This is a genomic window from Pseudomonas sp. P5_A2_2 (assembly GCF_054177685.1).
In genome coordinates, this window is the sequence record NZ_JBGCUL010000056.1 from 1 (window position 1) to 12,929 (window position 12,929).

The window sequence follows — 12,929 nt, forward strand, 5'->3', positions numbered from 1 at the left end:
GGGCAGCACATCCAGCATTGATGTGTCTGACAAACCGCCATCGCGAGCAAGCTCGCTCCCACAGGATCGCGTTCAACCCTGATGTAGCAAGCGCCCCAGGGTCTGCAGTGCCTCATCAATCCGCGGCGAATACGGCGCGCCACAGCCAATTCGCACAAAGTGATCGAAACGCCTGGCATTGGAAAAGATATCCCCAGGCGAAATCTGGATACCGACGTTCAACGCATCATGAAAAAGCGTGATGGACGAATGCCGGCGAGGCAGTTCAACCCATAACAACGTGCCGCCCTGGGGAGTGGTCACGTGGGTGCCGAGGGGGAAGTAGCGAGTAATCGCCTCACTCATCTGTTGACGTTGTTGGGTCAGGGTTTTTCTCAAACGCCGCAGGTAACGTTCGTAGGACGGTGTGCGCATGAATTCGCTGACCGCCAATTGCGATAACACCTCGCACCCCCGCGACTGCGCATGCTTGAGCATCTCCACGCGGTCATGCCATTTGCCGGCGCTGATCCAGCCCAGGCGCATGCCCGGTGCCAGGGTTTTGTTCAGCGAAGCGCAATAGATCACGTTGTCGGTGCGGTCCCAATGTTTGAGCGTGGACAGCGGCTGCTCGCTGTCCACCAGGTCGCCGTAGGTGTCGTCCTCGATCAGCACGGTGTTGTGCTCGGCACACAGTTTCACCAGCCGTGCCTTGTTGGCGTCGGGCATGATGCTGCCCAACGGGTTTTGCAGGTTGGGAATGACGATCAATGCCTTGATCCGCTCGGGGCCTTGCAGCAGCAATTGCAGGGCCGCCAGATTGAGCCCGGTGTGGGCCGAGGCCGGGACCTCCAGCACCCGCAGGTTCAGGCTTTCGAGAATTTGCAGCAGACCGTAGAACGTCGGCGACTCCACGGCCACGGTGTCGCCGGGGCGGGTGACCGCGCGTAAGGCCAGATTGATCGCTTCGGTGGCGCCGTTGGTGATCACGATCCGCTCGGGGTCCAGGTGGGTCCTGCTGGCAAGTGCCCGACGGGCCAGGATGTTGCGCAATGCGCTGTTGCCGCAGGCGCCGCCCGCGACGCCGAGCAGGCAGGGGTCCAAGCGCAGTGATCTGATCATGTTGTCTTGCAAGGTTTTCAGCGGATACAGCTCGGGCGCGCAATAGGCGCTGGCGAAATTGATCTTGATCGATGCGCGCTGACTGGCCTTGAGCACCGCTGAGACCTGTTCATGGATGCCGACATAGATGCTGGTATCCAGCGTTGGCGCCAGGGCAATCGGGGCGAGCCTGGGCACGGTGTCGGGCTGACGAATGTAGTTGCCGGAGCGCGGCCGGGCTTCCAGCACACCGTAGTCTTCCAGCTCGCGGCACACCTGCACGGCGGTCGACAGGCTGACGGCGTGTTTTTCCATCATCAACCGGATCGAGGGCAAGCGCTCGCCGGCTTTCAAGGTGCCGCTGCGGATAGCGTCCAGGTAGTGGTTGGCCAATTGGCGATACAAGGGGGGCGTGTTCATGATGACCTCAGCAGTTGCACCACCGAGGTCTGGGCTGGAAAGTGAGTTGACGCTCCCCGCTGGCGGACCCGTGGTGCTCATGGGTGAAGGGAAGTGTGGTTCTGGCGTCGATACTGGAAGAGTAATCGCGGTTTTGCCCGAATCACGGGCAATAAAAAGCCCCGCACTGATGGCGGGGCTCTTGAGTCAGTCGCTGAGGACCTTGTGGCGAGGGGCGCCTTACTGCGCGGCGATGCTATAGCCGTCGAACGCCGTTTGCTGTTGCAGGGCGGTGATGATGTTCTTGCGGTTGACGGCCTGCTCGGCGCCGCTGTTGTCCAGGAATGTCTCGCTTTCCAGCTCCGCTTCCTCGCCTTCGCCAACGAAGGTGAAACCGAGGAATTCCAGAGCTTCACGGTCGACGTTCAGGCGCGAGCGCGGGGTGCGCAACGGCAAGGTGACGCTGATGCCGTCCTTGCTGATGGTGAATACTTCGATTTCTTTCTTGGCCTTGGCGGCTTTGCTCTTGCCGCCGCTCGGGTTGCTGATGGCCTGGTGCGTCTGGTTCAGCACCTTCAGGGCCAGGCCGTAGACGATTTCCTGGAACGCCGGGTCGTCCTTGAAGCTGGACAGGATGCGGCTGATCGGGAATTTGCTGCTCAGGTCTTCGAGGGCGGCGATGTCGGCGGCCTCGGCGTCCTTGAGCTGCTTGAGTTCGCCCATCAGTTCGTAGGCTTTGTCATCGTCGAAGCTGTCGTGGGCCTGGCGGATCGCGGCGCGCAGTTCGCGGATCTGGTCGCTTTCGCGGGTGGACTGGAAAGCGTCCAGCACCATCTCGCTGATGGTCTTGGCCTGGGGCACGTGCTGTGAAAGATTGATGGAGTTTTCGTATTCCGCTTTGGACGACAGGGTGACTACGGATTCAGCGGTGTTGGAATCGGACATTGAAATTTCACTACTTCTTTGAACTTGAATAGGGGCGAGAAAGCCCGGGGGCTTTTTCGGGCCGACTAATCTATTGGACCGGGGCGGCGTTGTCACGACCCAACAGGCCAACGGGCGATTTCGCAGGAGTCGCGACTGATCGAAAAACTTTGTTGTATTGGCTGACGTCATCGCGAGCAAGCTCGCTCCCACAGGTTTTTTGGGTGTACAGGAGGTCTGCGAACAACCAAAAATACTGTGGGAGCGAGCTTGCTCGCGATGGGGCACTGAAAGACAGCACAGTCCGTCAGGCCTGCCGCGGTGTATTGAGGTTCATCGACCGCTCCGCCAACGCAGTCGCCGTCTCCTCATCGATCGGCAATGAAAAACGAAACGTCGCACCCCGCCCCGGCACATCGATCAGCTGAATCTCACGCCCATGCAGTTGCAGGATGCGATGCACGATCCGCAGCCCCAGCCCGCCATCACGCCGTGCGCCGCCGATATTGAACGGCCGCAGGAACAACCCTTCGCGCAGTTCCGGGGCGATGCCGGGGCCGGTATCGCTGACTGTGACTTCGATGTATGACCCTTGCGGGCGCAGGCCCAGTTCGACCTCGCCACCGGACGGGGTATGGCGCAGGGCATTGTCGAACAGGTTGGTCAGCACCCGCTCGATCAAGCCCAGATCCGCACAGGCCGCCGAGGCATTCGGCGCGAACGTGGCCTTGAGTTCGACTTTGCGCGCTTCGGCGGTGAGTTCGAATTTCTGGAAGATGTCCTGGGCCAGGTCGGTCAGGGAAAAACGTTCCAGCACTGGCTGCACGAAGCCGTGCTCCAGGCGCACCAGTTCCAGCAGTGACTGCGCCAGCCCACCGACCTTGCGGCTCTGATCCAGCGCGATGCCAAGATAGCGACGGCGGTCGGCGGGGGACAGGGTTGCGTCCTTGAGCGACAGGGTTTCCAGATAACCGTGCAACGAGGCCAGCGGCGTGCGCAAGTCGTGGGAGATGTTCGCCACCAGTTCGCGGCGCTCCTGATCCTGGCGGGTCAACGAGCGCCATTGTTCGCCCAGGCGTGCCTGCATCTGCCGGAACGCCGCATCGAGCACGGCGATTTCATCGTGGCTGGCGGCTTTTTCCACCGCGACGGGCAGGGCCGGTGTGACCGGCACGCCATCGATGTCGAACTGGCTGACGGTTTCGGTCAGGCGGCGCAACGGCCGGGTAATCAGGGCAAACGCGGTGAGACCGGCAATCAGGCACAACAGCGCCACCAGTCCGATGGACAACAGCGCTGTGTTGAGCGCCGCGCTGGTCGCACCGCGTTCGGCCAGGCGGTCGTGATCCTCACCGAGCAAAACCACGTAGAGATAACCGGCCGGCTTGCCATCAACCTTCAGCGGTGCAGCGCTGAACACCTTGCGTGCATCGACGCTGCGCGGGTCGTCGCCGAGGATGGGCAGAGCATCGCCCCGCAGCAGGCGCTGGATCGGCGCCAGGTCGACCCGTTCGCGACGGATCCGGCCTTCGGGCGCGGCGCTGCCGACAATCTTGCCTGCGGAGTCGAGCAGGTACACCTCGACGCTGGGGTTCACCTGCATCAGTTTGCTGAACAGATCGCGCACGGCATTGGGCATCAGGCCCTGGGTGTCCATCAGCACCGTGTCACTGGCGATGTGCTGCGCCAGGTCCCGGGACAAGCCTTGCACCACTTCCTGCTCGTGCATCTGGTTGGAGCGCACCTGCAGCCATGCCGAGGTGCCGCAGCACACCAGCAGCAGTACGGCGAACACCAGGGACAGGCGTTGCGTCAGGGTCAGCCTCATGGCTGCGGCTCCTCACCGGTGGCGAATTTGTAGCCACGGCCCCAGACCGTAAGGATGCGCACCGGTTGCGCGGGGTCGGCCTCGATCTTGGCGCGCAGGCGGTTGATGTGGGTGTTGACCGTGTGCTCGTAGCCTTCGTGGCTGTAGCCCCAAACGGCATTGAGCAGGTCCATGCGCGAAAACACCTTGCCGGGCTGGCGGGCGAAGAAGTACAGCAAGTCGAACTCCCGGGGTGTGAGGTCCAGGCGCCGTCCGTCGAGGGACACTTCGCGGGTGATCGGGTCGATGGCCAGGCCGTCGGTGAGCAGGCTGCCGGCATCCATCTTCAGGTTGCGCGCCATGGCATCGACCCGGCGCAGCAGCGCCTTGACCCGGGCCACCAGTTCGAGCATGGAAAAGGGCTTGGCCAGATAATCATCGGCACCCAGTTCCAGGCCGAGAATCCGGTGCACCTCGCTGGAGCGCGCGCTGGTGATGATGATCGGCGTGTAGCGCGCCATGGCGCGGGCGCGGCGGCAGATTTCCAGGCCGTCGACTCCAGGCAGCATCAGGTCGAGGACCAGTGCGTCCCAGTTGCCCTGTTGCAGCAGGCGCATGCCTTCATCGCCATCGGCGCTGTGCACAACCTCGAACTGCTCATCACGCAGGTGCAGGCAGATCAGGTCGGCGATATGCATATCGTCCTCGACCACCAGGACGCGTTTGGTCTGTTCCATCCAGCTCAATCCTTCGGTGCAATGGGCGCATTGTGCGAAATGCCACTGTAGGAGCGAGCCTGCTCGCGATAGCGGATCCACACCCAATATTCATGGAGGCTGACACACCGCCATCGCGAGCAGGCTCGCTCCTACATTTGCACAGGCATTGTGCGGTTTTTTTGGGGTCCGAGTTATCACGAATTGTTTAACTTCCCGTGAGGATTTGGCGATCACCCAAAGCCTAGGCTGTGTTCCATGAAACACCCCTGGATTTTTGGGAGACGAGCATGTTTTCACGACGGCAATTTCTTGTAGCGAGCGGCGGGCTGGGGATGACGGCCCTGGCGATCGGCCTGTTGCCGAAGTTTTCCACAGGCGCGGCTTTGATCAGTGAGGCCAGCGCCGCGGAGGCATTCGAAGTGACCCACAGTGACAAAGAATGGCACGCCATCCTCAGCGATGAGCAGTACGACATCCTGCGCGAAGAGGGCACCGAACGGGCCTACAGCAGCCCGCTGAACAACGAGCACCGCGACGGCACCTTCACCTGTGCCGGTTGCGACCTGCCGTTGTTTTCCTCGGCCACCAAGTTCGACAGCCGCACCGGTTGGCCGAGTTTCTGGGCGCCGCTGGACAAGGCCGTGGCGACCCGCCAGGACCGTGCGTTCGGCATGGTCCGCGAAGAGGTTCACTGCCGGCGCTGTGGCGGGCATCTGGGCCATGTCTTCGACGACGGCCCGAAACCCACCGGCCTGCGTTACTGCATGAACGGCCTGGCGATGAAGTTCGTGCCGAAGACGGTGTGATTCCATTCCACTCACTTTTTGCAGGTAATCGCCATGTGGCTGCTGGTCCTCGCTTATCTCGGTGGTGTGCTGACGATTGTCAGCCCGTGCATTCTGCCGGTGCTGCCGTTTGTCTTCGCCCGCACCGGGCAACCCTTCGTCAAAAGCGGATTGCCGCTGCTGGTGGGGATGGCGCTGACGTTCGCGCTGGTCGCCACGTTGGCGGCGGTGGGCGGTGGCTGGGTGGTGCAGCTCAACCAGTATGGGCGCTGGCTGGCGTTGGTTTTCGTGGCGTTGTTCGGTCTGACGTTGTTGCTGCCACAATTGGCTGAGCGCCTGACTCGACCATTGGTGGCGGCGGGCAGTCGTTTGTCGGAGGCGGCGGGCGCCGATGCGCGGCCACGTCCTGGCGCTTCGTTTCTGATCGGTGTTGCCACGGGCCTGTTATGGGCGCCGTGTGCCGGACCGATCCTGGGCCTGCTGCTGACCGGTGCGGCACTGCAAGGTGCGAGCATTCAAACCACCTTTTTGTTGTTGGCTTATGCAGCGGGTGCCGCGACTTCCCTCGCGTTGGCCTTGTTGCTGGGCGGCAGAGTCTTCACCGCGATGAAGCGCTCCATTGGCGCTGGCGAATGGCTGCGTCGCGGTCTGGGCGCTGCAATGCTGGCCGGTGTGGCGGCGATTGCCCTGGGCCTGGATACGGGGGTTCTGGCGCGGTTTTCCACGGCTTCGACCGGTGGTATCGAGCAAGCGTTGGTGGAGAAACTTTCCGGCAAGTTACCGCGTAACAGTGGGGCGATAATGGCGCAGAACACGACCTCCGGGGGCGCGGTGCAAGTGACCGAGAAATCCACGGGCACCTTGCCGGTCGAAGGCAATCTGCCGTCGCTGGAGGGTGCCGTGCAATGGCTCAACTCGCCACCCCTCGATGCCCAGGCATTGAAAGGCAAGGTCGTGCTGGTGGATTTCTGGACCTACTCCTGCATCAACTGCCTGCGTTCGCTACCCTATGTCAAAGCCTGGGCCGAAAAATATCGCGATCAGGGCCTGGTGGTGATCGGCGTGCATGCGCCGGAGTTTGCCTTCGAACGCGACGTCAGCAACGTCACCAAGGCTATGAAAGACCTGGGCATCACCTACCCGGTGGCCATCGATAACGAATTCAAGATCTGGCGCGCCTTCGACAACGAGTACTGGCCAGCGCATTACTTTGCCGACGCCCAGGGACGCATTCGTTATCACCACTTCGGCGAAGGCGCGTACGCCGAGTCGGAGCGAGTCATCCAGCAATTGCTGCGTGAGGCCGGTTCGACCAAGGTCGCCGACGGGCTGATCAACGCCAAGGCCGATGGCGTGCAAATGGCCCCGGACAACAACGAAGTGCAGTCGCCGGAAACCTATGTCGGCTATCAGCGTGCCGAGCACTTCGTGCCGGAAACCGCGCTGGTGCCGGACAAAGTGGCGGCCTACAACCCGCCGGCGCAACTGGCCCTCAACGACTGGAGCCTGGGTGGCCAATGGCATGTCGGCTCGGAACGGGCCACCGCCAGCGCACCGGCCAGCCGCATCGTCTATCGCTTCCACGCCCGTGATTTGCATTTGGTGCTCGGCCCTGGCGCCGATGGCAAACCGGTGCGCTTCAAGGTGCTGATCGACGGCAAGGCGCCGGGCGACGACCACGGCATGGACGTGGCCCCCGACGGCAGCGGCACCGTGATCGACCAGCGCTTGTATCAACTGGTGCGCCAGAGCGGCGGCGTGACCGACCGGACCTTCAGCATCGAGTTTCTTGATCCGGGCGCGTCGGCTTACGCCTTCACCTTCGGCTGATTACTTTCCAACGCTTCAGGAGTTCGCCCCATGAAAACCCTCTTTACCTGGCGCCGTACCCTGTTGGGGCTGGCAGCTGCCGGCATCATCAGCCAATGCTCGGCCTTCTCCTTCGGTGGTGCCGAAGAGGCGGTAATCATTCCACCGCCGGCCCTCGACGAAACCACCCAGGCCCGCAGCGAAACCGCGGTGTTTGCCGGCGGCTGCTTCTGGGGCGTCCAAGGGGTGTTCCAGCATGTCAAAGGCGTGAAGAACGCCGTCTCTGGCTACGCGGGCGGGGCGGCCAATACCGCGCAATATGAGCGCGTCAGCAACGGCAATACCGGCCATGCGGAATCGGTCGAAGTCACTTTCGATCCCGCTCAGGTCAGCTATGGCACCTTGCTGCAGATCTACTTTTCGGTGGCGCACAACCCGACCGAACTCAACCGCCAGGGGCCGGACAGCGGCACCCAGTATCGCTCGGCGATCTTTACCAAAAGTGCCGAGCAGCAACGGGTCGCACAGGCCTACATCACCCAGCTCGACGCCGCCCATGCCTTCAACAAGCCGATCGTCACCAAGCTTGAAACCTTCAACGGTTTCTACCCGGCGGAGGAGGAACATCAGGATTTCCTGACCGAGCATCCGACCTATCCGTACATCGTGATCAATGACTTACCGAAGGTCGCGCAGTTGAAGCAGCTGTACCCCAATCGTTATCAGGAACAACCGGTGCTGGTGAAGGCGGGGATGTAAATGGCGATCAGCGACTGCATGTTCTATTCGGCCGACGAGTGCTTGCCCCACCTCTGTACCGCGAATTCGACGAAACGCCGCAGTTTCGGCAAACGGTGGCGATCCTGGGCATAGACCAGGTGCATCGGCCGGCTGGGCGGGCAGTAGTCGGGCATCAAGGCCAATAGCTTTCCGTCCTTGAGGTCCTGCTCGACCAAGGCGTCGGGCATCATCACGATGCCCATGCCGGTTCGTGCTGCCTGATGCAGTCCGGCCGAACTGTTGATCAGCATCGGCCCGCTGACCCCCACGCTGACTTCGCCCTCGGGACCGGCCAGGCGCCATTCCTTTTGCACCGATTGCCAGTCATCCCCGGCCGGATAGGCAAAGGACAGGCAGTCATGGTGGCGCAGGTCTTCAGGTGTCTGCGGTGTGCCGCGCCGGGCGAGGTACTCCGGTGATGCGCACATGGTCAGCGTGTAGTCGATCAGCGGGCGGGCGATCAGGCTGGAGGGTTCCAGCGCGCCGAGGCGAAACGCTACGTCCAGACCGTTTTCCAACAGATCCGGGCGTCGGTTGGTCAGTACCACGTCGAGTTTCACCCGTGGGTTTTGCCGGCTGAACTCGCTCAGTGCCGGCGCCAGGCGCTCGGTACCGAAGGTCAAGGGCGCGGTGATGCGCAAGATGCCGCTCGGTTCGTCCAGCGCCTGCTCGGCCAGGCGCTCGGAATCGGCCACCAACCCCAACACATCCAGACAGCGCTGGTAATACGCGGCGCCGAACTCGGTCAGCCGCTGGCGTCGCGTCGTGCGGTTGAGCAGGCGTACACCCAGCCGTTGCTCCAGGGCCTTGAGGTGATTGCCGACCATGGTCGTGGACATTTCGCACTGCAAAGCGGCGGCGGTCATGCTGCCGGTCTCTACCACTTTGACGTAGACGGTCATTGCCTGGAACAAATCCATTATCAAGCTCTGCTTTTAAATGATTGAAGTTTTACGGTGTTTATCCAGCTCTGGTGGCTAACCATACTGCAAAAACACCGACCCTTGCTGGAGCTTGATGTCATGACCGCCGCCTGCCTGATGAGCACTTACCAACCCTTGGCCTTGAGTTTCAACAAGGGCCTGGGCACTCGCCTGTGGGATCAGGCCGGTCGCGAATACCTGGATGCGGTCGCCGGCGTGGCGGTGACCAACGTCGGCCACTCCCACCCGAAAATCGTCGCCGCCATGACTGAGCAGGCCGGGTTGCTGCTGCACACGTCGAACCTCTACAGCATCGACTGGCAACAACGGCTGGCGCAGAAACTGACGCGGCTGGCGGGCATGGACCGGGCGTTTTTCAACAATTCCGGTGCCGAAGCCAACGAAACCGCACTGAAAATCGCCCGGCTGCATGGCTGGCACAAGGGCGTCGAGCAGCCGCTGGTGGTGGTCATGGAGAACGCGTTCCATGGCCGCACCCTTGGCACCTTGTCGGCCAGCGACGGCCCGGCGGTGCGCTTGGGTTTCAACAAGCTGCCGGGGGATTTCGTCAAAGTGCCATTTGGCGACCTCGACGCGCTGGACAAGGTGCATCAGGCCCATGGTTCGCGGATCGTGGCGATCCTGATGGAGCCGATCCAGGGCGAAAGCGGCGTGCAACTGGCGCCACCGGGCTACCTCAAGGCGGTGCGCGAACTGTGCAACCGGCGCTCATGGCTGATGATGCTCGATGAAATCCAGACCGGCATCGGCCGCACCGGCCAGTGGTTCGCATTCCAGCACGAAGGCATCGTCCCGGACGTCATGACCCTGGCCAAAGGCCTGGGCAACGGCGTGCCCATCGGCGCATGCCTGGCCCGTGGCAAGGCGGCCGAACTCTTCACGCCGGGCAGCCACGGCAGCACCTTCGGCGGTAACCCGTTGGCCTGCCGGGTCGGTTGCACCGTGCTGGATATCGTTGAAGAACAAGGGCTGCTGGAAAACGCCCGGCTTCAGGGGGAACGTCTGCTCGAAAGATTGCGCACAGAATTGGCGGGCAACCCGAACGTCTCACAAATCCGCGGCCTGGGCCTGATGATCGGCATCGAACTCAAGCAACCGATCCGCGACCTGAGCCTGATCGCCGCCCGGGATCACGGCTTGCTGATCAACGTCACGCGGGGCAAAACCATTCGCCTGCTACCGCCGCTGACCATTGATGAGCGGGAGGTGGAGATGATTGTCAGAGGGGTGAGTCGGGTGGTGAAAGTGGGCTGAGGCTCTGCTCAATCTCAATAATGGTATCTGCACATCACGACGCGTATTTCGCCGTCTTCAACGGCGTAGACCAGACGATGCTCAGCCGTAATCCGGCGTGACCAGAATCCGCTCAAGTTATGCTTGAGCGGTTCGGGTTTTCCCAGGCCGTCGAAAGGCTCACGCTGAATAGCTTTGATCAACAGATTGATACGTTTGAGCCCTGCCTTATCGTTCTGCTGGAACCAGAGATAATCGTCCCAGGCTTCAGGGGTGAAYTCGATATTCATTCTTCAATCAGTTGCCTGGTTTTGGTTTTGCCCGCTCGCAGGTTGGCGATGGACTTGATCAGGCGTTCGGCATTGGCGGGGGAGCGGAGCAGGTACGCCGTCTCTTCGAGAGCGTTGTATTCGGCCAATGACATCATCACCACCGGCTCGCCTTTCTGACGCGTTACCAGTAGCGGGGCGCGATCTTCATTCACCCGGTCCATGGTTTGCGCCAGGTGTGCCCGAGCGTTGGTGTAGTTGATGGTTTCCATGTGATTGTCCTCGCTTGATGCAGAGAACGTACAGAAATGAGTACATGTTGGCAAGGCGATACCTACGAGTGGTTGTTACGTGGAAAGTGCATCCACGCTTGTATCGAGTATCGCCGAATGTTCCTCAGGACGTTTCCGTGACTGATGTAATCCCATTCTGAGCTACACGCCATCCATCAGGATTGTCAGACCACAGCTGCGAAAATTTACGAGTGATGAACCAGCGCCGCGATCTCCTTCCGATCCCGCAGACGGATTTTCGCACCGCAAAACTCCTCGAACAGTCGTTGATGCGCCGCAAACCCACTTGACCCCTGCCGCTGGCGATAACTGCCCGCCCACTCCAGCAAGGCGATCAGCAACAGGTCCTGCTCATTGCGCCCGGCCTCGCGTTGTCGAATGTTGGCCACGCAATCCTCGTCCCCGACGCTCAGCCAGATCAGCGTAGTCACCTGTGGCAGGAGTTCGCAGGCGATCCAGCCATACACGCCTTCGATCACCCAGCGCTCTTGTTCGGCTGCGATCCGCGCCATGGTCAATGCTTCATTTCGGGGGCGGGCGATGCTGTGTTCGTCGGATAGCCAGTGGATCCTGTCAAGATCGGTCCAGGGCACACGCAGTTGCTCGGCCAGCCGCTGCGCCAGCCAGCTCTTGCCGGAACCGGAATTACCGATGATCAGAGTTCGGGTGAGGTCCATGAGAGACACCGATCAATTGTGGGTGTGAACCTGCTCGCGAAAGCGGTGCTTCAGTCAGCATTGATGCTGGATGTGCTGGTCTTATCGCAGACAAGCCTACAGGTACACCAGAATCCGCCGGCCTGTGCGCCTTGAGGTCCATCGGTAACTTGCCGTGCGTCACTGCTCATCATTACTGTAAGCCATTTTATAGTGTCAGTTTTTAGACATTGCCGTGATGTGGAAGGTTGAAGTGAGGGCGATCAGGTTGGCTCAGTTGTGAGTTGGGCTTACCTTTACTGCCGGGCTCAGGAAATCTATGTGATAGCCAGAGGAACCGTCCCTAATTGCGATATGAACGCCATTAATCCCTTCGTTTAATTGAGAGTTGATTTTGTAGTTAATGCTATTTGCGATTGTGTCGTTTACTCCAATAGCAAACTCAGTCAGCTTGAGGTCTCTAGGCCCTGCTGCAATTCAATAACCGTATTGCACTCAGCTCCTGCAACCGCAGTTGGTTTTAAGTTTCTTAGAATTAATTATGCTTGTTATGTGTCTTGTAAGAGGCCCTTGGTTATTTGTGTGAGCGGTGGCTGTAGTCCTCTTCTGAAAATTTAGTGTTTCACCGAATTTGGTTGTGATGGACGATCTGAAATCGTTAGCTTGGTCTATGGGGGGGCTTTTTACGGGGGACCTACATTCAATTATTAATAAGGGGTTGTGTAGTGCAGGAATCAAAGAAATATCTGACAGATACGTCCGTACACCAAGCCTTGTTACTGGCGGATCTAACAGAACCTTCTGAACCCGATCACGCCATTCGATTATTACTCAAGGAGGTCCTTCAAGGGTTAACGGATAAAGGCTGGCCACAAGCGCAAGTGCAGACGGGGCCGAGAATTGTCTCCGCTGAAGAAAACTACGGATTGCTTGGTTATGACCCATCTGAGATTACGCTTGGAAGTGCACACACACGATGGGTTGACGAGTGGTCTCTGTTACGGACGCAAACCACTAGCCAAATTCCGTCTGCGCTTCAGCGAGCGGCCAAGCTACGACAACCGGGGCAGTCAATATTATTGGCCGCGCCTGGTATCACTTTTCGTCGCGACAGCCGGGATCGTTGGCATTGTGCGCAACCGCATCAGATGGATATCTGGGTGCTCGGTGATCCTGATTTGTCGACGCATGAGCATTTGCTTTGCCTGGTCGGCGATATCCTCAAATCCGC

Annotated in this window: 13 protein-coding genes and 1 pseudogene; 5 read left to right on the top strand and 9 right to left on the bottom strand. The window is 60.3% G+C overall.

The genetic code is table 11. The annotated features are described in order from the left end of the window. Nucleotides 1-72: 72 nt before the first annotated feature. The 4 genes from ACXRVY_RS07405 to ACXRVY_RS07420 form a co-directional block, all read right to left on the bottom strand. Nucleotides 73-1,500: an aminotransferase-like domain-containing protein gene (locus ACXRVY_RS07405; protein WP_457266254.1), complete on the bottom strand. Its 1,428-nt coding sequence runs from the start codon at nt 1,498-1,500 to the stop codon at nt 73-75. Nucleotides 1,501-1,719: 219 nt separating this feature from the next. Further along, nucleotides 1,720-2,424 (bottom strand): hypothetical protein, encoded by a 705-nt coding sequence (locus tag ACXRVY_RS07410; RefSeq protein ID WP_223460132.1) that lies wholly within the window; start codon nt 2,422-2,424, stop codon nt 1,720-1,722. A gap of 286 nt (nt 2,425-2,710) precedes the next feature. Beyond that, nucleotides 2,711-4,231, bottom strand: a complete 1,521-nt coding sequence (locus ACXRVY_RS07415) for a sensor histidine kinase (RefSeq protein WP_223460134.1) — start codon at nt 4,229-4,231, stop codon at nt 2,711-2,713. Then, nucleotides 4,228-4,947, bottom strand: a complete 720-nt coding sequence (locus tag ACXRVY_RS07420; protein WP_008000098.1) for a response regulator transcription factor — start codon at nt 4,945-4,947, stop codon at nt 4,228-4,230. The genes ACXRVY_RS07415 and ACXRVY_RS07420 overlap by 4 nt, the downstream gene beginning before the upstream one ends. A 269-nt stretch (nt 4,948-5,216) precedes the next feature. Between ACXRVY_RS07420 and msrB the strand changes: the two genes are divergently transcribed. The 3 genes from msrB to msrA are packed head-to-tail and all read left to right on the top strand — an operon-like array spanning nt 5,217 to nt 8,282. Further along, nucleotides 5,217-5,735 (top strand): peptide-methionine (R)-S-oxide reductase MsrB, encoded by a 519-nt coding sequence (gene msrB, locus ACXRVY_RS07425; RefSeq protein ID WP_223460136.1) that lies wholly within the window; start codon nt 5,217-5,219, stop codon nt 5,733-5,735. 33 nt (nt 5,736-5,768) lie between these two features. Then, nucleotides 5,769-7,544 carry a cytochrome c biogenesis protein DipZ gene (locus ACXRVY_RS07430; protein ID WP_223460138.1) on the top strand — a complete coding sequence of 592 codons (1,776 nt, stop codon included), beginning with the start codon at nt 5,769-5,771 and terminating at the stop codon, nt 7,542-7,544. A 30-nt stretch (nt 7,545-7,574) separates the two neighbouring features. Further along, nucleotides 7,575-8,282 carry a peptide-methionine (S)-S-oxide reductase MsrA gene (gene msrA / locus ACXRVY_RS07435; RefSeq protein ID WP_223460140.1) on the top strand — a complete coding sequence of 236 codons (708 nt, stop codon included), beginning with the start codon at nt 7,575-7,577 and terminating at the stop codon, nt 8,280-8,282. 23 nt (nt 8,283-8,305) lie between these two features. Here the strand turns inward: msrA and ACXRVY_RS07440 are convergent, their stop codons facing one another. Beyond that, complete coding sequence (locus tag ACXRVY_RS07440) at nt 8,306-9,223, bottom strand: LysR family transcriptional regulator (RefSeq protein WP_223460142.1); 918 nt, start codon at nt 9,221-9,223, stop codon at nt 8,306-8,308. A gap of 102 nt (nt 9,224-9,325) precedes the next feature. On the opposite strand from ACXRVY_RS07440, the gene ACXRVY_RS07445 reads away from it, so the two are divergent. Further along, a complete protein-coding gene (locus ACXRVY_RS07445) occupies nt 9,326-10,501 on the top strand; it encodes an acetylornithine/succinylornithine family transaminase (protein ID WP_458237190.1) in 1,176 nt (391 codons plus the stop codon). Between the two features lie 14 nt (nt 10,502-10,515). Here the strand turns inward: ACXRVY_RS07445 and ACXRVY_RS07450 are convergent, their stop codons facing one another. From ACXRVY_RS07450 to ACXRVY_RS07465, 4 genes and pseudogenes are all read right to left on the bottom strand, one after another. Beyond that, entirely contained in the window at nt 10,516-10,770 is a 255-nt protein-coding gene (locus ACXRVY_RS07450; protein ID WP_015093589.1) for a Txe/YoeB family addiction module toxin, read from the bottom strand. Next, a complete protein-coding gene (locus tag ACXRVY_RS07455; protein WP_218429407.1) occupies nt 10,767-11,021 on the bottom strand; it encodes a type II toxin-antitoxin system prevent-host-death family antitoxin in 255 nt (84 codons plus the stop codon). The genes ACXRVY_RS07450 and ACXRVY_RS07455 overlap by 4 nt, the downstream gene beginning before the upstream one ends. Before the next feature lie 206 nt (nt 11,022-11,227). Next, a complete protein-coding gene (locus ACXRVY_RS07460; RefSeq protein ID WP_223460147.1) occupies nt 11,228-11,719 on the bottom strand; it encodes a P-loop NTPase family protein in 492 nt (163 codons plus the stop codon). Between the two features lie 252 nt (nt 11,720-11,971). Beyond that, nucleotides 11,972-12,175: pseudogene (locus tag ACXRVY_RS07465) on the bottom strand (hypothetical protein); the annotation flags it as partial. Between the two features lie 248 nt (nt 12,176-12,423). Here ACXRVY_RS07465 and ACXRVY_RS07470 point away from each other — a divergent pair. After that, the coding region (locus ACXRVY_RS07470; protein WP_458237191.1) for a tRNA ligase subunit PheS family protein at nt 12,424-12,929 on the top strand (506 nt) is incomplete at its 3' end.